Annotated in this window: 19 protein-coding genes; 4 read left to right on the top strand and 15 right to left on the bottom strand. The window is 68.7% G+C overall.

Features of this window, described 5'->3' with window-relative positions; genetic code table 11:
* Nucleotides 1–20 precede the first annotated feature (20 nt).
* Nucleotides 21–1,154 carry a TFIIB-type zinc ribbon-containing protein gene (locus BMX29_RS04085; protein WP_092810608.1) on the bottom strand — a complete coding sequence of 378 codons (1,134 nt, stop codon included), beginning with the start codon at nt 1,152–1,154 and terminating at the stop codon, nt 21–23.
* A 122-nt stretch (nt 1,155–1,276) separates the two neighbouring features.
* On the opposite strand from BMX29_RS04085, the gene BMX29_RS04080 reads away from it, so the two are divergent.
* On the top strand, nt 1,277–1,711 hold the full coding sequence (locus tag BMX29_RS04080; RefSeq protein WP_092810606.1) for a hypothetical protein: 435 nt from the start codon (nt 1,277–1,279) through the stop codon (nt 1,709–1,711).
* Nucleotides 1,712–2,049: 338 nt separating this feature from the next.
* Here BMX29_RS04080 and BMX29_RS04075 read toward each other — a convergent pair whose 3' ends face one another.
* The 7 genes from BMX29_RS04075 to BMX29_RS04045 form a co-directional block, all read right to left on the bottom strand.
* Nucleotides 2,050–3,210 (bottom strand): SPFH domain-containing protein, encoded by a 1,161-nt coding sequence (locus tag BMX29_RS04075; protein ID WP_092810604.1) that lies wholly within the window; start codon nt 3,208–3,210, stop codon nt 2,050–2,052.
* Nucleotides 3,211–3,213: 3 nt separating this feature from the next.
* Nucleotides 3,214–4,236: a DUF2927 domain-containing protein gene (locus tag BMX29_RS04070; RefSeq protein WP_092810790.1), complete on the bottom strand. Its 1,023-nt coding sequence runs from the start codon at nt 4,234–4,236 to the stop codon at nt 3,214–3,216.
* Nucleotides 4,236–5,438: a toxic anion resistance protein gene (locus BMX29_RS04065; RefSeq protein WP_092810602.1), complete on the bottom strand. Its 1,203-nt coding sequence runs from the start codon at nt 5,436–5,438 to the stop codon at nt 4,236–4,238. The genes BMX29_RS04070 and BMX29_RS04065 overlap by 1 nt, the downstream gene beginning before the upstream one ends.
* 24 nt (nt 5,439–5,462) lie before the next feature.
* Nucleotides 5,463–6,353: a 5-bromo-4-chloroindolyl phosphate hydrolysis family protein gene (locus tag BMX29_RS04060; RefSeq protein WP_043842783.1), complete on the bottom strand. Its 891-nt coding sequence runs from the start codon at nt 6,351–6,353 to the stop codon at nt 5,463–5,465.
* A gap of 205 nt (nt 6,354–6,558) precedes the next feature.
* Nucleotides 6,559–7,389, bottom strand: coding sequence for a hypothetical protein (locus BMX29_RS04055; RefSeq protein WP_175471114.1), 831 nt, complete (start codon nt 7,387–7,389; stop codon nt 6,559–6,561).
* The gene (locus tag BMX29_RS04050; protein WP_043842784.1) at nt 7,386–7,583 is read right to left on the bottom strand and encodes a hypothetical protein; all 198 of its coding nucleotides are present in this window, start codon (nt 7,581–7,583) and stop codon (nt 7,386–7,388) included. The genes BMX29_RS04055 and BMX29_RS04050 overlap by 4 nt, the downstream gene beginning before the upstream one ends.
* Before the next feature lie 63 nt (nt 7,584–7,646).
* On the bottom strand, nt 7,647–8,432 hold the full coding sequence (locus BMX29_RS04045) for a pseudouridine synthase (protein WP_092810598.1): 786 nt from the start codon (nt 8,430–8,432) through the stop codon (nt 7,647–7,649).
* 96 nt (nt 8,433–8,528) lie between these two features.
* Between BMX29_RS04045 and BMX29_RS04040 the strand changes: the two genes are divergently transcribed.
* Nucleotides 8,529–8,981 carry a nucleoside deaminase gene (locus tag BMX29_RS04040; protein ID WP_092810596.1) on the top strand — a complete coding sequence of 151 codons (453 nt, stop codon included), beginning with the start codon at nt 8,529–8,531 and terminating at the stop codon, nt 8,979–8,981.
* Nucleotides 8,978–9,520 carry a pseudouridine synthase gene (locus tag BMX29_RS04035; protein ID WP_043842788.1) on the top strand — a complete coding sequence of 181 codons (543 nt, stop codon included), beginning with the start codon at nt 8,978–8,980 and terminating at the stop codon, nt 9,518–9,520. The genes BMX29_RS04040 and BMX29_RS04035 overlap by 4 nt, the downstream gene beginning before the upstream one ends.
* On the opposite strand, the gene gph is transcribed toward BMX29_RS04035, so the two are convergent.
* From gph to BMX29_RS04010, 5 genes are all read right to left on the bottom strand, one after another.
* Nucleotides 9,517–10,167, bottom strand: a complete 651-nt coding sequence (gph, locus tag BMX29_RS04030) for a phosphoglycolate phosphatase (RefSeq protein ID WP_092810788.1) — start codon at nt 10,165–10,167, stop codon at nt 9,517–9,519. The genes BMX29_RS04035 and gph overlap by 4 nt on opposite strands.
* A 111-nt stretch (nt 10,168–10,278) precedes the next feature.
* Nucleotides 10,279–11,199 (bottom strand): manganese-dependent inorganic pyrophosphatase, encoded by a 921-nt coding sequence (locus BMX29_RS04025; protein WP_043842792.1) that lies wholly within the window; start codon nt 11,197–11,199, stop codon nt 10,279–10,281.
* A gap of 92 nt (nt 11,200–11,291) precedes the next feature.
* Nucleotides 11,292–11,945 (bottom strand): YggS family pyridoxal phosphate-dependent enzyme, encoded by a 654-nt coding sequence (locus tag BMX29_RS04020; protein WP_092810594.1) that lies wholly within the window; start codon nt 11,943–11,945, stop codon nt 11,292–11,294.
* A complete protein-coding gene (locus BMX29_RS04015; RefSeq protein ID WP_092810592.1) occupies nt 11,936–13,405 on the bottom strand; it encodes a tetratricopeptide repeat-containing sulfotransferase family protein in 1,470 nt (489 codons plus the stop codon). Before BMX29_RS04015 ends, BMX29_RS04020 begins: the two co-directional genes overlap by 10 nt.
* 99 nt (nt 13,406–13,504) lie before the next feature.
* Nucleotides 13,505–14,506: a porin gene (locus BMX29_RS04010; protein WP_043842796.1), complete on the bottom strand. Its 1,002-nt coding sequence runs from the start codon at nt 14,504–14,506 to the stop codon at nt 13,505–13,507.
* 310 nt (nt 14,507–14,816) lie between these two features.
* Here BMX29_RS04010 and BMX29_RS04005 point away from each other — a divergent pair, with 310 nt between their 5' ends.
* The gene (locus BMX29_RS04005; RefSeq protein ID WP_092810590.1) at nt 14,817–15,323 is read left to right on the top strand and encodes a DUF3576 domain-containing protein; all 507 of its coding nucleotides are present in this window, start codon (nt 14,817–14,819) and stop codon (nt 15,321–15,323) included.
* 35 nt (nt 15,324–15,358) lie between these two features.
* On the opposite strand, the gene BMX29_RS04000 is transcribed toward BMX29_RS04005, so the two are convergent.
* The gene (locus BMX29_RS04000; RefSeq protein ID WP_092810588.1) at nt 15,359–16,618 is read right to left on the bottom strand and encodes a glycosyltransferase family 4 protein; all 1,260 of its coding nucleotides are present in this window, start codon (nt 16,616–16,618) and stop codon (nt 15,359–15,361) included.
* 239 nt (nt 16,619–16,857) lie between these two features.
* Nucleotides 16,858–18,726 carry a hypothetical protein gene (locus BMX29_RS03995; RefSeq protein ID WP_092810586.1) on the bottom strand — a complete coding sequence of 623 codons (1,869 nt, stop codon included), beginning with the start codon at nt 18,724–18,726 and terminating at the stop codon, nt 16,858–16,860.
* Between the last annotated feature and the right edge of the window lie 83 nt (nt 18,727–18,809).

Here is an 18,809-nt window from a genome sequence, read left to right as displayed (position 1 = left end):
GGCCCCCCGTGACGCAAGTCTCAGCCCTGCGAGGCGACGAAACCCACCACCGCGGCGACGATCAGGCCCGCGATCACCGCGAGCGCGATCTTCCACGCCGACCAGGGCCGTTCGCCCTGCACCCGGCCGGTCTGGCCGTTGACCACGAAGCGGTAGCTCTGACCGCGATATTTGTAGGCGGCGACCCAGACGGGCAGCAGGATGTGCTTGAAGGTCACGTCCGAGACGTCGGTATCGATGCGCGTGATGCGCTGGCGGTCGCCGCCGATATCGAAGCGCACCGCCTTGGCGATCTCGCGGTCCATGACCTGCCGCGCCTCGGCGAAGCCGTCCGGCAGATCGACGCCGTATCCCTCGGCGCGGAACCCGGCAAGAAACTCGGGCTTGTAGGGCTCCATCTGGGACAGGTCCCACGGCGGCAGCGCATCGGTGTGGCTCTTCGGCAGGGACCGCGAGGCCAGCACCAGAACGTCGTCGAACCAGCGATGCACCCGTCCCTGCACGGGCGTCCAGCGGATGCGCTGCACGCGTTGGGTCTGCATCTTGCCGTCGCGCATCACGGTGCGCGTCTCGTAGTAGATCGTGCCGCGCTCGCCGACATAGCCCGAGCGCGTATCGGCGTCGAAGGTCCAGTAGGGGACGTAGATGCCCTGCATCCGCCGCCCCTTACGCGCGTAGTCCGAAAGTCCGTTCGGTGCGAACCACAGCGCGCCGAGCCAGCGCGTCATCGCCTCGCGCGCCTGCGTCTCCGAGAGTCCGAAGGGCACCAGGCCCCGGGGCTTGATATGCCGGTGTGCGCCGGTGTCCGTGACCACCGGCGTGGCGCAGAAGGGGCATTCGGCGGCATGGGTGCCGGGGTCGAACTCGACGTCGGCGCCGCAGCTCGGGCAATGCGAGACGCGGGTCGTCTCCATCTCTTGCAGCGGCAGGAGGTTGCGCATCGCCGCGTCGAAGTCGAGCTCGCGCAGGCCGCCCTCCCACGGGCCGGCGCCGGCCATGGGCTCGGTATGGCCGCAATGATCGCAATGCAGCATCTGCTCGCCGGGATCAAAACGCATGTCCGCGCCGCATTGATCGCAGGGAAACCGGTGCTCGGCGGTCGGGGCATCGGCGGGCGCATCGGGAGAGGGGGGCGGCGGGGGCGCTTCGGTCATGGCGCGAGACTAGCCACGGGTCCGCGCTTTGCAAGGCGGTGGGGCACCAGCGCAGGACGGCCGTTCACCTGCCCTTAAGCGACTGCTGCCTAGATCCCCGCAGCAGACTGGAGAGACCGATCATGCAGCAGGCGAGATATCGTCAGCCGCCCGCCGACATATCGCTTCGTGTCGAGGCGGAAGGCGCGTTGCGCGATCACGCAGACCTCGTCGCAAGCCTGAGGGGGGCGGCCATCGATTTCGCGTCTGCCCCGTGGGCTGCCGAGATCTGCCGGATGTCCTGTGCGACCTTCGACATGCGCCTCGCCCGGCTGGCCACGCACGGGGTATCGGCCCCGGAGCTTGCGCGCGCCGCCGATCTGCACACGGCACTTCGCGAGAGGGCTTTCGAGATAGCGGAACTGATCCGGACCGGCAGGGCACGCCGCGCGCTGGAGGCGATGGAGGCCGGAAGCTTTGCCCGCGAGGCAAGGTCGATGGAGGCGCTTCTTCGCGGGTGGCTGGTTGCGGAGCGTTCGCCTTGCCACGCCGCGCCGACGCGGACAGTTGGGGCGTAAGGCACGAACGCGACCGGGCCGGTGATCTGGCAGCCGCTCGCCTCGCATCTTCTGGCCGCCGGGAAATCGAGGCTCGGCAGGTGGTGTTCGACGCGCCAGCCCGCATGGAAATCCCTGACGGCATCAGGTGGGCGCCCGGGCCAGTGCAGGACTGGACGGCCGATATTCCGCCATCAGGCCGTCTGTGACTTCGGAATCTGGTCATCCGGCTCTAGGAGGCTCGGTTGCCCGACATGCCTTATTCGTATCGCCTGTGACGGCTGAGGGACGCGTCGGTCACTCGCGGAAGCAGTCGCTCACACTCGTCGCGGCAGGTCCGGCTGTCCGATATGTCGCGATCAACCTGCTGGCGGCGGCGGGGGAGGCATGACGGTGAAGAGCTGCGCCAGTTCGGTCACGTCCTCGGCGTGTTTCCAACCGTCCTGGCCCTGCGTCCAGACGAGAGAGGCCCGTGTCAGCTGCCCTTCGGAGGCCATGCGGCCGAGCCGCGCCTTCGAATAGGGGCCGTGGGTCTGGCCGTTCTCGGCGATATGCCAGACATGCTCGACCGGAGGCGGAGGCGGCGGGGCCATGCCGGCCGTCGGCGCCGAGGCGCCAGCACCGGCGTATCCGCCCTGGGGCGCCGCGGCCTGCGCCGGACGCGCGCCCCACGGGCCTTGTGCACCCATGGCATGGCCCATCGCCATGCCGATGCCCGCACCCATGCCGGCCCCCATCGCGTCACCCATGGTGCCCGCGCGGCCCATGGCCTCGGCCGCCTTCCACTTCATGTGCTCGTCGAGATTGCCGGCGATGCCACGCGATGTGCGGTCGTCCAGCGCCCTCTCCACCGCCGCGGGCAGCGAGATGTTCTCGATGTAGAGCTCGGGCAGGGTCAGGCCGTAGGCCGCCACCGTCTCCGAGATCGAGCGCGCCACCAGCTCGCCCAGCTCGCCGGTGTTCGCCGCCATGTCCAGCGCGGGAATTCCCGACGCCGCCAGCGCGCGGCTGACCTCCTGCACGATGATGTTGCGGATCTGGAAGCTCACCTCGTCGCGGGTGAACTCGCCGTCGGTGCCGACGATCTCGGTCAGGAAGAGACCGGGATCGGAGACCTTGATCGTGTAGGTGCCGAAAGCGCGCAGCCGCAGCGGCCCGAACTCGGGGTCGCGCAGCATGATCGGGTTCTTGGTGCCCCACTTCAGGTTCGTGAAGCGGGCGGTCGAGACGAAGTAGACCTCGGACTTGAACGGCGACCGGAACCCGTGGTCCCAGTGCTGCAACGTGGTCATGATCGGCATGTTGTTGGTCTCGAGCATGTAGAGACCTGGCGCGAACACGTCGGCCAACTGCCCCTCGTGCACGAAGACGGCGGCCTGCCCCTCGCGCACCGTCAGCTTGGCGCCGTACTTGATTTCGTGGCCCTCGCGCTCGAACCGCCAGACCATCGTGTCGCGGGTGTCGTCGGTCCATTCGATGACATCGATGAATTGGCCCGAGAGAAAGTCGAAGATGCCCATGCCCTAATTTCCCCTGTCTGACGCCCAGCCCGGCCCGGCGGCCACCCGCTCTCCGACCAGCTCGGTCGCGATATCCTGAACGATCGGGCGCGCCTCGTCCGCGGTCATGCCCGCACGCAGGCGCGGATCGTAGAGGATCTGCAGCAGCATCTCGTCGTGCCGGGTGAGCAGCGCGAATTCGTCGTCGTCGTTGAAGATCGACGGCCGCGCCCGCGGACTGTCGTTGGCGAGGCCGAGGCCCTGCGCAACCTCCTCGTGGATGCACGACTTCATCAGAAGCTCGGGATGCTCGGCACGGATCACCGCGACGGCCTTGCCGTAGGAGTAGCCGCCCGGCTCGTCCGAGAACGCCAGAACGAGGCAGTGAATCTCGCGCGGTAGATTGCGCAGCACCGACAGCGACGCCGGGTCGATATCCGGCACCAGCTCGCGCATCCGGTCCGTGACGCCGTCGCGGTCGTCCTCGCTCAGGAACAGGACGTGGAAGTTGGGCGCGCTGCGCGTCATCGAGATCGGGTGGTCGGTCACCTGCGCCAGCCGTGTGACGAAGCGCGACAGGGTTCCGGCATCGCGCTGCTGCTGGTCGCGGTCCACCGAGGCGCCGAACTCGGCACTGACGCGCACCGGCTTGTCCCAGCGCTTTATCCGCCCCAGGGAGCCGTCCGACGGGCGCAGCCCGGCGCCACGGGCGTATTCCTCGGCCAGCGCGATCTGCTCGAAATCGCGGGCAAGCTGTGTGTCGGTAAAGGGCGTGTCCGGCCCGCCGCCATCGGTCCGCAAGAGGCCCTGTCCCACGAGGTCGCGCTCGAGTCGGGCGTAGTAGCTTGCCAACTCTGCCGAGCGCTGCGACGGCGCCGGGGGCGCTTCCGGCGCGGGCTCGGCGGTTCGCGGGCCGTTCTCAGGCCGCGCCTGCGGGGGCGTCGAGGGCGGCGCAGGCGACGTGGGCGTCTCGCACGCGGCGACTGCCGCCAGAAGCAGCGCTGCGGACGTCCCGCGCAGGGACAGGAAGGGGCGGCGGGATCGCATCATGCGGCGCCGGGAACCGAGGTCGCGCTGGTGTCGCCGGTGCCGTCGCGGCGTGCCTTGGCCGCAGCGAGCGTGTCGCGCAGTTCGGCCTCCATCTTCTTGAGATCTTCCTCGGCCGCCGAGCGGCGTTCCTTGCCCTCGTCGGCGATCTGAAGGCTTTCCTGGATCGTGGCGATCAGATCGGCATTCGCCTGTTTGACAGCTTCGATATCGAACACGCCGCGCTCCACTTCCTCGCGGATCTGCGCGTTCGACTCGCGCAGGTTCGCGGCGTTCGAGGTCAGCAGCTCGTTGGTCAGGTCGTTGGCGTCCCGGACGGCGGCGGCGGCCTCCTTCGAGCGCTGGATCGTCACCGCCTGCGCCAGTTGCGTCTCCCACAGCGGCACGGTGTTCACGAGCGTCGAGTTGATCTTGGTCACGAGGCTCTTGTCGTTTTCCTGCACCAGACGGATCGAGGGCAGCGACTGCATGGTGACCTGCCGCGTGAGCTTAAGGTCGTGGACCCTCCGTTCGAGGTCGTCGCGGGCGGCGCGCATGTCGCGCAGCTCCTGCGCCTTCATCACCTGGTCCGACTCGGCGGCGGCCTGAACCTCGGCCTCCTTCGCCGGGATCTCGGTCTCGTCCAGTTCGGCCAGCTTCGCCTCGCCCGCGGCGATGTAGAGCGCCAGCTCGTCATAGAACTGAAGCGTCTTTTCATACAGCAGGTCGAGCGCCTTGATGTCCTTCAAGAGCGCGTGCTCGTGCTTGAGCAGGTCGTCGGTGATCCGGTCGATCTGGCCCTGCACCTCTTCGTAGCGGGCGGTGAACTTGGCGAAGGGCGCGGCACGGCCGATCATCTTCTCCCACCAGGCGCGCTTGCGGCGCACGTCCAGTTCGGACACCGAGAAGCCGCGGATGGTCGCGACGATCCCGCGCAGGGACTCGCCGGCGGGGCCCACGTCCTTGTTGCGCACGCCGGTCAGCATCGACTGGCTGATCTGCTGCAACTCGGTCTGGGCGCTGGCGCCGAAGGACACGATGGAATTGGTGTCGCCGAGGTCGATCTCGTCCATGCGCGAGCGGATCTCGTCGGTCAGCGCCGGGTCGGCCCGGTCGAGGCCATCGACCGCATCGGCGGCTTTCGGCTGCGGCAGGGTCACGCGGTTCACCTCCTCCACGAGGGCTTCTGTTTCCTGGGCCTTGTTCCGAACGGCATCCGACATGAAAAGTCCCTTCAGGTAAATGACTTACGTTTGGGCCTGACGGTCGAGCGTCACGCCTTCGCGCTGCAGGCGGTCACGCAGCACGTCGATCTCGATCTGCAGGTCGCTGTTGGCGTCGACCAGCAGGGTCTTGGTCTTCTTGCCGAAGCTCTCTTCGAGGTCGGACAGAAGCATCAGGAAGTCGCGCTTGGCGGCCTCGTCCCGGCCGCGGGCATAAATGTCGGCAAAGCGGGTCGCCGCGTCGCGGGCGCCCATCAGGTAGACGCCCAGGTACTTGCGCGCGGCGGTTAGGTCGCGCGGGTCGTCCTCCACCGTGCGGATCAGCTCGCGCGCGGTGTCCTGCACACGCTCGGCGCGGGCGGTGACTTCGCGGTCGCCGGCACGGTGGACCGCGGCCATCAGTTGGTCGAGGTAGCTCTCCGCGTCGTCGACCACCCGCGCCACGCGATCGTGCTGGAAGCTGTCCACGTCCTCGAGGCCCTTGGCGCGCAGCGGGTCGATGCCGAAGGCCGCCACGTGCAGGCCACCGGCGACGGCGCCGTAGACCACCGCGGCCGGCACGCCCACGCCGTCGGACAGGGCGGCGCTGGCCATGCCGATGCCCGACAGGCCGGCAGCGAGGATCTTGCGGGGCAGGGCGGGACGATGCGCGATGCGGCGCGCGTCGTAGGCGGCTTCGGCCTTCAACCCCTCACGCAGGAGCCACGCGGCGAGCAGCCAGGCGCCCGCGCCGAGAAGGCCGAAGGCAAGCCCCGCGGCACCGGCGCCAAGCGACAGGAAGGCGAGGATGACCGGCGGCACGAACATCATGTTGGCGCGCGCGCCGACCGGGTTCACCCGCGCACGGGCCTTCGGCGCGGCCGTCTCGGCGTCTTGTGCGCCGGGGCTGAACTTTCCGCCGAACCGTCGGGCCATGACCTACATGCCCCCGAGCCAGCCGAGCGCGGCGCCGGCCTGAAGCAGGAACAGCAGTACGAAGGTCAGCTTTTGCAGGGTCTTGCCGGACATGATGTCCCCGTGGCCTGGGTATGGCCGAAACTTAGGGACTTCTCGGTGGGCTTGCTAGACCGATTGCCGCAGATGCGAAGGGAAATGCCGATTGCGCGGGACCGAGCGACGCTCAGGCGGCCGCGCGTTCGCTCCGCATCCGCTCAACGATCAGGTCGGCTTCCATCGCGTAGGCGTCAGGACAGTCGCGCTGGCGGCGCTGGCGCGCGCCGGCTTCGAAGGCGGCGGTCAGGGCCGAGAGGCGGGTGGCATAGGTGTGCCCCGCGCCGGCGGGATTGCGCGGCCAGTCGGCCTCGAGCCGCGCCGCTTCCGCTTCGGCCATGAGGACGAACTTCTCGATCGGCGCGCGCAGCGCCAGCAGGGCGCGCGGCTCGGTGCCCATGGCGCGCAGGAGGCGCAGGACCGCCCCGTGCATGGCCTCGCTCCGCATGGTCAGCGGATCGTTACGAAGCGCCGCCACCCGGTCGACCACGTCGCGCAGTGCCGCGTCGGTACGTGTCATGAGCGCGTCGGCCTCGCGTGCGGCAAGGTAGTCGGGGTCTGTCAGGCCCTTGTCCTGCATCGGATCGAGCCCGAAGGCCGCGATGGCGAAGCCAGCGGCGGCAAGCCCGAAGCAGAGCGGGGTCACGACCTCGGTGAAGCGCGCGGCGGCCAGCAGGAACACCATCAGGCCCAGAAGACAGGCGCCCAGCAACTTGCGGGGCACCCGAGGGCGGGGCGCGGCAGTGGCCGCGTCGTAGCGGCGGTGCGCCTCGTGGCCTTCGGCGATCAGCCAGGCCGCGGCGCCCATCAGCGCGAAGTGAAACAGCGCCCCGACCATCCGGGCGGGCGAGCCGTCGAACAGCCACAGCAGAAGTGGCAGCGCCGCAAGCATCAGAACGGGCAGGTTTTCGGCGTTTCGCTGAACGGCCGTCATGCGGGTCCGTGGACGCCGGGTGCTCATGCGTAGCTCAATGCGAAGATCATCAGCCAAAGGCAGACGAAAGAGAGGTTCTGCACCAGCCGTCCGCCGCGCGTCATCGCCCGAACGCCGTGGCGCAGCGTGGTGGCGGTGTCAGTCGCGATCATGCGCAGGTTGGCCGCGACCAGAAGCGCTGACAGGCAGAGCACGAGGGTGGAGAGGGCGGTGACGAACATGATGCCAAGCTCGCCGTGAATCCGGGCAAAAACCCGGCCATTCGCGGGAAATCCGCGGGAGATTCAGCGGCGGCGGCGGACTCGTTTCCGAGGGGGTTCGTCCGATTTCGTGCCGCTTTCGAGCCCCAATTGATCGCGCAGCACACGTGGGCGGACCTCTTCGACCGCGCCGCGCTTGAGCTGGCCCAGCTGGAACGGCCCGTAGGAGATGCGGATCAGGCGGTTCACCTTGAGCCCCAGATCGTCCATTGCACGGCGGATTTCGCGGTTTTTGCCCTCGCGCAGGCCCACGGTCACCCAGGCGTTTGCCCCCTGCTGGCGGTCGAGCGTGACCACCATCGGCTGGAACCGGGTGCCGTCCACCTCGAGGCCCTTTCGCAGGGGCTCGAATGTGGCATCTTCGGGCTGCCCGTTGATCCGGACGCGGTACCGGCGCAGCCAGCCGGTCGAGGGCAGTTCGAGCCGGCGCTTGATGCCGCCGTCGTTTGTCAGCAGCAGCAGGCCCTCGGAGTTGAGGTCGAGGCGGCCGACGCTCATCACGCGGGGCATGTCGGCAGGCAGGTCGTCGTAGATCGTCGCGCGGCCCTGCTCGTCGCGTGTGGTCGTCACGAGGCCCGACGGCTTGTGGTAGAGCCAGAGCCGCGGCGGGCCGGCGTCGCCGAGCGGCGTGCCGTTGACGACGACCTTGTCCGAGGGGGTCACGTTCAGCGCGGGGCTGTCGATGGCCTTGCCGTTCACGCTCACGCGGCCGGCCTCGATCAGGCGCTCGGCTTCGCGGCGCGAGGCCCGTCCGGCCCGCGCGATGACCTTGGCGATGCGCTCGCCCGGAGGAGGTGTCTTGCCCGTCATGCCCTGCCTGTATCGCGTCCGCTGCGCGCGGGAAAGCGGCGATTGCCGGGCGGCGCGGCCCTGTCCAAGCCGCCTGCGCCGCGCTATGGGGCGGGAATGACGTTCGCCAGTCACATGGAGGCGGCGCTGGAGGAAGCGCGCGCCGCCGCGGATCGCGGCGAGGTGCCGGTGGGGGCTGTCGTGGTCGACCCCATGGGCCGGGCCGTCGCGGCCGCCGGAAACCGCACGCGCGAGGTGTCCGACCCCACCGCGCACGCCGAGATCCTTGCCCTGCGCGCCGCTTGTGCCGCTGCCGGGTCCGACCGGCTGCCGGGACACGCGCTCTATGTCACGCTGGAACCCTGCGCGATGTGCGCGGCGGCAATCTCGAACGCCCGGATCGCACGGCTGTGCTACGGCGCGGCGGACCCGAAATCCGGCGGCACCGCGCACGGCGCGCGGGTCTTCACGCACCCGCAGTGCCACCATGTCCCCGAGATCGTCGACGGTTTGTCCGCCGAGGCGTCCGAGGCCCTTCTGCGCGGCTTCTTCGCGGAGCGGCGGCGATGACGGTGATCCTGTTCAACAAACCGTTCGGCGTACTGTCGCAGTTCACCGACAAGGGCACCGAGGGCAGCCCGCGCCCGACCCTCTCGGCCTATATCGACATGCCGGGCGTCTACCCGGCCGGCCGCCTCGATCGCGACAGTGAGGGGCTCATGGTGTTGACGGATGACGGCAAGCTTCAGGCGCGCATAGCAAGCCCCAAATTCAAGCGGCCCAAGACCTACCTCGTGCAGGTCGAGGGCGATCCGGGCGAGGATCAGATCGCGGCGCTCAAGAAGGGCGTGACGCTGAAGGACGGGCCGACCCGGCCCGCCAAGGTCCGCCGCATCCCGCCGCCGGAGCTGTGGGAGCGCGATCCGCCGGTGCGCTACCGAAAGACGGTGCCGGACGGATGGCTGGAGATCGCTATCACCGAGGGACGCAACCGGCAGGTGCGCCGGATGTGCGCGCATGTGGGTTTGCCGTGCCTGCGGCTGGTGCGCTGGTCGGTCGGCGACTGGACGCTCGACGGCCTCGGCCTGGGGGAATGGCGCCGCGCCTAGGCGAGCATCCCGCAAAGCAGCGCCGGCAGGTCGGCGTGATTGTCGAACGTGACCGTATGCGGAATGGTGGCGGTCTCGGTCTTGCGATAGCCGCCGCTGAACAGCGCGAAGGGCAGGCCGGCCGCCTGCGCCGTGGCCGCGTCCACCTCGCTGTCTCCGACGTAGAGTACCGCGTCCTCCCCCCCGAGCACCTCGGCCGCCGCGCGCAGCGGCGCGGGATCGGGCTTGCGCTGGGGCAGGCTGTCGCCGCCGATCAGCGCCTCGAAATGCGCAAGAAGGTCGAGGTGTTCGAGGATCGCCCGCGCCGGTCCAGCGGGCTTGTTGGTGCAGATGGCCAGCCGGTGGCCCCGCTCGCGCAGAAGCTCCAGCGCAGCCACCGCGCCGGGATAGGGCGTCGTCAGGTCGTGCGCGTCGGCGTAGCCGTCGAGGAACGCCGCATGCATCGCCTCGTGATCCGCGTCGGTAATGCCCCGCGCCGCGCGCATCCGCTGGACGAAGACGCCCGCACCGTCGCCGATGAACGAGACGGTTTCCTCCAGCGACAGCTTCTCCGCGCCCACGCCGGCGAGCACGCCGTTCGCCACCCGTCGGATGTCGGGCGCGCTGTCGATCAGCGTTCCGTCGAGGTCGAAGACGATGCGGGCCATGCGGGGAAACTCCGGCTGAAAGAGCATGCGGGGAAACTCCGGCTGAAAGAGAAAGCCCCGCCCGTCGCTGCGGGACGGGCGGGGCGATGCGTCGGGTCGGTCAGTCGCCGATCACGCCTTGAGCACCGGCATGATCTGCTTCTTGCGGCTCATGACGCCGGGCAGGACCACGGTGTCGCCGTCCACCGAGACGTCGAAGCTCGCCTCGGCGATCTGCTTCACCCGGTCGTTCGGCACGATCAGCGTCGCCTCTTCCTTGAGGATGTCGACGACGAAGAGCAGCACCTCGTGCGCGCCGTCCTCGGACGCGACCTTGGGCATCGCGGCCTTCAGGTCTTCCTTGCGGTCGAGGATCTGCGACGGCGCCGTGGTCTCGAGGACCGAGACGCGCAGCTGCGTGCCGTCGACCTCGTATTCCTTCGAATCCATCCGCAGCAGTTCGGCGTCCGAGAAGGCCGAGACGTCGGACTTCGCGGCGAACATCTCTTCGGCATAAGCCTTGATGTCCACACCGAGATCCTTGGCGAGGCCGTGCGCGATGGCCTCGTCTTCCTGCGTGGTGGTGGGCGAGCGGAATTCCAGCGTGTCGGACAGGATCGCGGTCAGCATCGCGCCCTTCACCGAGGTCGGCGCCTGCGCGATGTCCTTGCCCATCATCTTGTAGAGGATGGTGGCGGTGCAGGCGAGCGGCTCGACCCGGATCTCGATGGGGCCCTTGGTCTCGAGCCCGCCGGTCAGCTTGTGGTGGTCCACGATGCCGCGGATGTCGGCCTTGTTGATCGAGGCCGGTAGCTCGGCGGGGTTGTTGGTGTCGACGATGTAGACAGCCTGACCCTCGGCCACATCCTCGACGATCTCGGGCATGTCGATGCCCCAGCGCTCGAGCATGAAGGCCGCCTCGGTGTTGGGCTGGCCGAGCAGGACCGGCTTGGCGTCCTCGCCGCGGATCTCGCTCAGGTACCAGGCCCAGGCGACGGGGCTGCCGGTGGAGTCGGTGTCGGGGGATTTGTGGCCGAAGACCTGGATCGTCATGGGGGACCTCTTGCGCTCGGATGATGTGTCGCGGCGGCTTATAGTGATGCCGTTCCGCGATGTCACCCGGTCCGCGAGAGGTGCGGCAAACCCTAGTCGTAGACCCGCGCGCCAAAGATCGCGGAGCCCACGCGGACATGCGTGGCGCCGAGGGCGATGGCTTCCTCGAAGTCCGCCGACATGCCCATCGACAGCCCCTCGAGCCCGTTGCGTTCCGCGATCTTCGCCAGAAGCGCGAAGTGCAGCGACGGGGTCTCGTCCACCGGCGGGATGCACATGAGGCCGCGCACCGGCAGGTCGAGGTCCCGGCAGTCGGCGATGAACGCATCGGCGTCGCGGGGCAGAATGCCGGCCTTCTGCTCCTCCTCGCCGGTGTTGACCTGCACGAAGAGGTCCGGGCAGGTGCCCGTCTCCTGCGCCAGCCGCGCGAGGGTGTTGGCGAGCTTTGGCCGGTCGAGTGAGTGGATCGCGTCGAACAGGTCTATCGCCTTCCGCGCCTTGTTCGATTGCAGCGGCCCGACGAGATGCACCTGCGTGCCCGCGTAGCGCTCGCGGAAGCCGGGCCATTTCGACTCAGCTTCCTGCACCTTGTTCTCGCCGAACAGGCGGTGGCCCTCCTTAAGCACCGCTTCGACCCGCTCGTTCGGCTGCACCTTCGAGATCGCGATGAGATGCACGTCGGCCGGGTCTCGGCCTGCCTCCCGGGCGGCGGTGTCGATGCGGTCGCGGATATCGGTCAGTCCCACGGGTCGTCTCCCCAGGCGTCGAAGAAGGGTGAAAGGTCGGTTTCGTGGCGCCGCCAGGCCTCGCGCCGCCCGGAGTGGATCGGCTGGCGGACCTGCGCCACGCTGAGCGTCTTGACGGTGCCGCCCGTCCCCCGGAAGTCAAGGCAGGCCGGGTCCCAGTCGAGACCCGCCGCCGCGACGAGGCGACGCGCGGTCGGTTCCGGCTCGGCCACGAGGTCCTCGTAGCGCACCTCGGTCACCCGCTCGGGCAGGCGGTCGCGCCAGTGGTCGAGGCTCGCCCGGTGCGCCTTGATCGCGTGCGCGATGTCGGCAAGGTCGTTGGAATAGCGGTGCGTGCCGGTGCGGAAGTGGTTCTTGTAGATCGACAACGCCACATCGCGCGGATCGCGCCGGATCGCCACGAAGCGCGCGTCGGGCAGGGCTTTCGCAAGGTAGCCCATCACGAGATGCGACTGGATTGACTTGTCGGTGGCGACGCCTTCGGCCGCCCCGGTGTCATGGCGCAACCGGGCGCGGTAGGTCCGCCCGAGCGCCTTGAGCGCCTGCGGCGGGACCGATGCGAGGGGCGTGACCCGTCCGTTCTTGACGAATCCGTCCCAGACCAGACGCAAGGCATGGGCCAGCTCACCACCGGCGCGGGCGTGGGGATGGGCGCCGATGATCCGCTCGGCCAGGGTGGTACCCGAGCGCGGCATCCCGATGACGAAGACCGGGCGGGGGGCTTCGGACCCTCCCACGGGCACAAGGTTCGCGCCGTCCTGCGCCGCGCGCCACGCCGCCTGCTCGCGCCTCTGCGCCTCGCGATCGTAGGGTGCGGCGGCGCGTTGAAGACGGTTGGCGGCGTGGAGGTGGGCGAAGATCTCGTCGTGGCGCCCCTGATCCTCCAGCGCCTTGGCCATTGCGTAATGCGCGTGGAGCCGGGCGTTGTCCGACATGCCCTTGTCCGCCAGCAGCCTGGTCAGCCGCGTCATCAACGGATCGTCCGCCGCGACCGGGATCGTCGCGAAGAGGACGCGATAGAGCGTGCCTTCTTTCGGGTGCTTCTCGATCAGCCCGCGCAGCAGCGCCTCGGCTTCATCGAAGCGCCCCGCCTGCTGGAGGTAGAGCGCCTTGTCCGTCCTGGCGTGCAGCGGCTTCGGGGCGATCCGGATACGCGCGTCGTGCAGCGCCAGCACGCGGTCGTGGTCACCAAGCAGCGTGTGCGCCGCGATGGCCGCGTCGATCAGGGCGGGCGTGTCGGGCTTGAGCGCCAGCGCGCGGTCGATCTCCTGCGCGCGCCGGTCGGGGTCTCCGGTGAAGCCGGCGATCCGCGACAGCTGAAACGGTATCTCGGCCGCCTTGGGCCGCTCCATCCGCAGGGCCGTCAGCTCGGTCCGGGCCGCGTCGAAGGCGCCGGCCTCGATCCTCTTGAGGGCGGCGGCGTAGCGTGCATCGGGGCTGGCGGCGGGGGCGGGGCGCATGACGTCTCCTTGGTCCGGCTCAGGGATAGGAGGCGCGCCCACAAAAGAAAAGAGCGGGCGCAAGGCCCGCTCTTCCCTCAAAGTCCGATCCTGGATGGATCAGAAGCTCATGCGGAGACCGATCGAGTAGGTGTCCACGTCGCCGCCGCCGAACACGCCGTCGAACTCCGAGTTGCCGTAGCCGGCACGCATGGAGAGACCGCCGCCGAAGTCGTACAGGGCTGCGATGCCGTAGCCCGACAGCTCGTCGCCGTCGTTCTCGTACACGCCGTAGTTCACGCCGACTTCGAATGCGTTCATCTCGTAGCCGATGCCGAGGCCGTAGTGGGTCACGGTGTCGTCGCCGAGTGCGATGAAGTCATCGTCGATGTCCGACTGCGAGTAGGTCGCGCCGAAGGACAGGCCGTTCGAGAGACCTGCGGTCACGGCGAGGCCGTAGGTGTCAACCGCGTCTTCGATGGTCTGGTAGCCGAGGCCGGCTTCGATTGCGACGCCCGAGAAGTCGCCGGCGTATGCAACGCCGAGGCCGTAGGCGGTGTCGCCGATCCCCGGAACGTCTGCACCGTTTGCCAGCTGCTCAGCCGACAGCGAGAAGGTGAAGGCGTTGAAGGCGTAGTCGAAGCGAGCGATCTGGCCGTCGCCAGCGCCGTCGAGCGAGAGGCCCGAGTCGGTGCCGAGGATCAGGTGACCGTCCTGGTCGTCGAAGCCGGCGTGGCCGGTTTCGTCGTCGTTCAGCGAGCCCGCTGCAAGTGCCATTTCCGGCATCACGGCGTCGTACGCGCCGTCGGTGTCACCCATGGTCAGGGTTGCGCCGCCGTACGACACGAACATGTTCTCGCCGCCCTGAACCGCCGGGTTCTCGAAGTCGGGCTGGTCGGTCGCCTCGTCGAGGTCGATCGTTGCACCGAACGAGATGCCGTTGTCCGACTCACCGGTCATGGTGAAGGTGACGTCCAGGTCGGTGAAGAACTGGCTGTCGTCGTTGCCGTTGTCGAAGATACCCATCTCGGCTTGGCCGGTCAGGGCAACGCCGAGGTCCTGGGCCGATGCGACGCCTGCGGTTGCAACCAGCGCGGTGGATGCAAGAAGAAGCTTTTTCATGTGTTCCCTCATGTGTTCTAAGGCACGTACCAATCCGGAAGCCCGGCCTTGATGGGATCGTCTATGCGCCGCGAGGCCCGAACCTTGCAAGACGATGCGCCGGGCGCCCCGGAACAAGCTTTTCGATGATGCACAATTGCCACAAAGCCCCGGAACGCCTGCGGGACGGTCCTCCCGCACGGGCGGGCGTGGCCGTCGCGCGCCGCCCGCGGGGTCGAGGAACGACCCGACTTGTCGTGTCCGGCGGGGCCTTGTAAGGACGGTTGGAACACGCAGGAACGATCCGGCGCGGGCCGGGGGAACGGGGACGATGCTGACCACGCGCACGCGCACCATTATTGGCCTGGCCGCCGCGGGGGCCGTTCTGGCCTCCTGCGGAACGACCCGCGCCCCATCCGACCAGCAGCCGCTGCCCACCCGCGACCCGCAGGAGATCATCGACCGTGAGGTCTATGGCGAGCAGGGGCCGCCCTCGTCGACGGTGTGGGACCTGTTCCGCCCGCGTCAGGACGGGTCTCAGGTCGGCGCGGTGAACCGCTACATCTGGAACGCCTCGCTCGAGACGCTGAGCTTCCTGCCGATGGAATCGGTCGATCCCTTCACCGGCGTCATCACCACCGGCTACGGCGTGCCCCCGGGCGGCGGCACGGCCTACCGCGCGACGATTTACATCTCGGATCCCGCACTCGATGCGCGGTCGCTGAACGTGGCACTGGCCACGCGCTCGGGCCCGGTCGCGCCGGCCACGGTGCGCGCGGTCGAGGATGCGATCCTTACCCGTGCGCGCCAGCTGCGCGACAGCGCCGACCGGTTCTGAGATCCTGATCCGCGGGGCCATCCCCGCGGATGCCGTCAGTCCCGCGGCGGGCGCGGCGTCAGGTCGGGCAACGATTCCACCCATTCCACGTGACGCGGCAGGCAGACCCGCGTGAGATCATAGGTCTCGCGCACGTGCTCGCGCGCCGCGCGGCCCAGCCGGGTGCGCGCATCCCCGTCGTCGAGCAACTCGCACAGTCGGTCCACCAGCCCCGCCCGGTCGAAGAAGTCGACCATCCGCCCGGTCTCGTCCTCTGTCAGCGCCTCGCGCACCGGTGCCGTGTCCGACGCGAGAATGGCGCATTCCGCGCTCATCGCCTCGAGCAGCGACCATGACAGGACGAACGGGTAGGTCAGGTACACGTGCACCCGGCTGATCTGCATCATCGCGAGGAACCGCTCGTAGGGCACCCGGCCCAGGAAATGCACGCGGGCCCAGTCGGCATCGGAAATCTCGGCGCGCACCTCGTCGATGAAGATCTGCTTCCAGCTTTTGCCGTCGGGGGCCTTGGCGCCGTAGCTCACCTCGTCGCCGCCGATCAGCACGATCTGGGCGTTTGGCCGGCGGCGGAGAATCTCGGGCAGGGCGCGCATGAAGACGTGGTAGCCGCGATAGGGTTCGAGATTGCGGTTGATGAAGGTGATGACTTCGTCGTCGCGGGTCAGCACCTGGCCGGTGTCGAGGTCGAGCCGCGCTTCGGGGTCCGGGCGCACGAGGTCGGTGTCGACGCCGTCATGGGCAACGGTGATCCGGTCCTGCCATGTCTCGGGAAAGGTGGAGGCCTGGAACCGGGTCGGGCTGATGCCGGCGTCCATGACCTCTTCGTGCAGGCGGTTGTTGAGGTTCTTCAGCCGGATGCGAAGTCCGTCGCGCTCGGTGCCCTTGCGGTCGAACTCGGGGTCGAAGCGGGTGAATTCCTCGGTGGTCAGGTGATAGAGCTCGCAGTAGAGGCCCATGCGCGCGCCGGGCCAGACATCCTTGAGAAACAGGCTCTCGCCCCAGCCGTGGTGGGCAAGGATGACGTCCGGGGTGAAGCCGCGCTCACGCAGGACGAGGGCGGCGTCGTAGCAGGACTGGCCGCGGAGGACCTTGGTCTCGAAGTCCTGTAGCCACGGATGGATGCCCTTGGTCGAGCTGCCGGTGATCCGGTAGGGTACGAGGCGCACGCCCTTCCACGTCTGCGGCTTGTCGACCTTGGGCGTGAGCGCCACGACCTGGTGCCCGCGCGCCGCCAGCGCCGGGGCGAGGTGCTTGTATTGTCCCGGAAAATTCTGGTGGATGATTAGGATCTTCACCTGTGCCCCCGCGCGTCGTCCTGCCGGCCTCGTGATGACATATCGCGCCGTGCAGGGGAACGCCCTGCGCGGCGCGGAGCGAGGGTGGTCGAGCCGTCGTGCCGCGGTTGCCTGGACCGGCCGCGGCCCCGTGGTGGGTCTGCGAAAACGGCGGTGGCGATTCCCGAAAGGTCACGGGCGAACGCTGCCGGACCACCCCGTCCGCCCGGAAGTCGACCCGGGCGGACGGGGCGCCACGTTCAAAGGAACATGATGTCGTCGAGGGTGATCTGCGCGGCGCTGAGGCCGGGAATCTCGATTCCGTTGCCCTGGTAGCCCACGCGGACGCCCGCGACGCCGTCCACCACGATGTCGGTGATGTTGAGCGCATCGAGCTTGCCGGCCAGGCCGGTACCCGGTGCGTTCGACACGTCCGCCAGTCGCAGCGTGTCGACGCCGTCCTGGAACCCGTAGATCGTGTCGGTCGCGCCGGCCTCGTACTCGTTCCAGACGAAGACGTCCGCGCCGGTGCCGCCGTAGAGCGCGTCGTTGCCGTCGCCCCCGTTGATCGTGTCCGCGCCCGAGCCGCCGTAGATCACGTCGTCGCGGCCACCGCCTGCGAGAAAGTCGTTGCCGTCGCCGCCGGAGATCGAATCGTTGCCCTCGCCGCCACCGATGGCGTCATTGCCGCCGTGGCCCGCGATCATGTCCTGCCCGGTACCGCCGCCCAGGCTGTCGTGGCCGGAGCCGCCTGCGACCGTGTCGTCACCGAAGCCGGCGCCGGTGGTGTCGTCACCGTCCTCACCGAAGATCATGTCGTCGCCCTGGCCGCCGTTGGCGACGTCGTTGCCCGGACCGGCGTTGACGTAGTCGTTTCCGCGGCCCGCGCCGATGGTGTCGTTGCCTCCGGCGCCCCAGATCTCGTCGTTGCCGAGACCGCCGCCGACGTTGTCGTGGCCCGACCCGGCCGAGATCGTGTCGTTGCCGTCCGACCCCGAGATATTGTCGTTGCCGCCGCCGGCCGACAGCATGTCGTGGCCGCCCTGGCCCGCGATGGTATCGTCTGCGGAGGTGCCGGAGATCTCGTCGCCCGCGTCCGTGCCGATCATTTCCTGACCCTCGCCGCCCGAACCGCCGGCCTCGCCGGTCTCGCCGCGGTCGCTGGAGACCGGGAACAGGTCCACGGCTTCCTGGTCGTGCTCCTGCGGGGCGCCGACACCGCCACCGTCGCTGGCACCGTCGCGGTCGCCACCCGAGGTGCCGCCGTTCAGCTGGCCGAGCGCCCGGGTCGTGCCGTCGGAGAATGCGAAGACCTCGATGCCGCGATAGGTGCTGGTTGTTCCGTTCAGCGTGATCTGCGCCACCGAGCCGTCGACCGTCGCGGTGACTTGCGCGAAGGTGGCCGGAATCACGGCGCGATCCGTGCCGTCGCCGCCGCGGAAGTCATTGGCCCCGCCGCCCACGTAGAACGTATCGTTGCCGGAATAGCCGATCACGGTGTCGTTGCCGCCGCGGTCGCGCACCTCGTCGGCGAAATTGGTCATCTCGATCAGTTCGCCCGCGTTGGTGCCGTCGATCACCGGCGGGCCTGCCGGGTCGGCGACCTTGCCGAACCAGACGTGGAAGTAGTTTCCGTAGGTGAACGAGCCGCCCGAGACCGGAGCGTTGAAGCCCACGCCGACGCCGATCGCGTTCCAGGTATCGTCCGAATAGGAATTGAGGTTCACCAGCAGCTGGTTGTGGCCCGGCGAATCGATCCACATGTCGAGCGTCTGGCGGATGCTCTGCGCGCCGGCGACGCTGATCTCGTAGCCGCCGCCCGGATAGCCGGTGCCGAGCCGGGAAGGCGCATCGCGCATGACCGAGGAATCGCTGCCATCGTAATAGGCGTCCGACCAGCTGTGGATCCACGAGGGCGAGCTGTAGCCCGAGGGCAGGGAGACGCCCGCCGCCTCGATGTTGTGATAGCTGTCCAGCGTGTGCCGACCGGCAACGGTGGTCAGGCTTTGCGACAGCGGGATCGCCGGCAGGCCCGAAGCCGCGCGGTAATCCATGATCATGTGATACAGATCGAGTTCGGTCAGGCTGAGCGAGTCGCTGGATGTCGGCGCGTAGATGTCGACGGTCATTTTTTCTCCGGTCTCGATGGTGCACCGCACAACCGGAGGGTTAGCGCAGGTGCCTGTGCGGCCCCCGCTAGCGAAGCAGCACT

It is taken from the genome of Roseivivax marinus (genome assembly GCF_900109705.1).
Lineage (GTDB): Bacteria > Pseudomonadota > Alphaproteobacteria > Rhodobacterales > Rhodobacteraceae > Roseivivax > Roseivivax marinus.
The sequence above is the reverse complement of the archived record's forward strand: the minus strand, read 5'-3'. Positions and strand labels throughout refer to the sequence as shown.

Excerpts from the sequence above, each read along its gene's own strand:
- BMX29_RS04085 (WP_092810608.1), bottom strand. The coding sequence starts at position 1,154 with ATGACCGAAGCGCCCCCGCCGCCCCCCTCTCCCGATGCGCCCGCCGAT.
- BMX29_RS04080 (WP_092810606.1), top strand. The coding sequence starts at position 1,277 with ATGCAGCAGGCGAGATATCGTCAGCCGCCCGCCGACATATCGCTTCGT.
- BMX29_RS04075 (WP_092810604.1), bottom strand. The coding sequence starts at position 3,210 with ATGGGCATCTTCGACTTTCTCTCGGGCCAATTCATCGATGTCATCGAA.
- BMX29_RS04070 (WP_092810790.1), bottom strand. The coding sequence starts at position 4,236 with ATGCGATCCCGCCGCCCCTTCCTGTCCCTGCGCGGGACGTCCGCAGCG.
- BMX29_RS04065 (WP_092810602.1), bottom strand. The coding sequence starts at position 5,438 with ATGTCGGATGCCGTTCGGAACAAGGCCCAGGAAACAGAAGCCCTCGTG.
- BMX29_RS04060 (WP_043842783.1), bottom strand. The coding sequence starts at position 6,353 with ATGGCCCGACGGTTCGGCGGAAAGTTCAGCCCCGGCGCACAAGACGCC.
- BMX29_RS04055 (WP_175471114.1), bottom strand. The coding sequence starts at position 7,389 with ATGAGCACCCGGCGTCCACGGACCCGCATGACGGCCGTTCAGCGAAAC.
- BMX29_RS04050 (WP_043842784.1), bottom strand. The coding sequence starts at position 7,583 with ATGTTCGTCACCGCCCTCTCCACCCTCGTGCTCTGCCTGTCAGCGCTT.
- BMX29_RS04045 (WP_092810598.1), bottom strand. The coding sequence starts at position 8,432 with ATGACGGGCAAGACACCTCCTCCGGGCGAGCGCATCGCCAAGGTCATC.
- BMX29_RS04040 (WP_092810596.1), top strand. The coding sequence starts at position 8,529 with ATGACGTTCGCCAGTCACATGGAGGCGGCGCTGGAGGAAGCGCGCGCC.
- BMX29_RS04035 (WP_043842788.1), top strand. The coding sequence starts at position 8,978 with ATGACGGTGATCCTGTTCAACAAACCGTTCGGCGTACTGTCGCAGTTC.
- gph (WP_092810788.1), bottom strand. The coding sequence starts at position 10,167 with ATGGCCCGCATCGTCTTCGACCTCGACGGAACGCTGATCGACAGCGCG.
- BMX29_RS04025 (WP_043842792.1), bottom strand. The coding sequence starts at position 11,199 with ATGACGATCCAGGTCTTCGGCCACAAATCCCCCGACACCGACTCCACC.
- BMX29_RS04015 (WP_092810592.1), bottom strand. The coding sequence starts at position 13,405 with ATGCGCCCCGCCCCCGCCGCCAGCCCCGATGCACGCTACGCCGCCGCC.
- BMX29_RS04010 (WP_043842796.1), bottom strand. The coding sequence starts at position 14,506 with ATGAAAAAGCTTCTTCTTGCATCCACCGCGCTGGTTGCAACCGCAGGC.
- BMX29_RS04005 (WP_092810590.1), top strand. The coding sequence starts at position 14,817 with ATGCTGACCACGCGCACGCGCACCATTATTGGCCTGGCCGCCGCGGGG.
- BMX29_RS03995 (WP_092810586.1), bottom strand. The coding sequence starts at position 18,726 with ATGACCGTCGACATCTACGCGCCGACATCCAGCGACTCGCTCAGCCTG.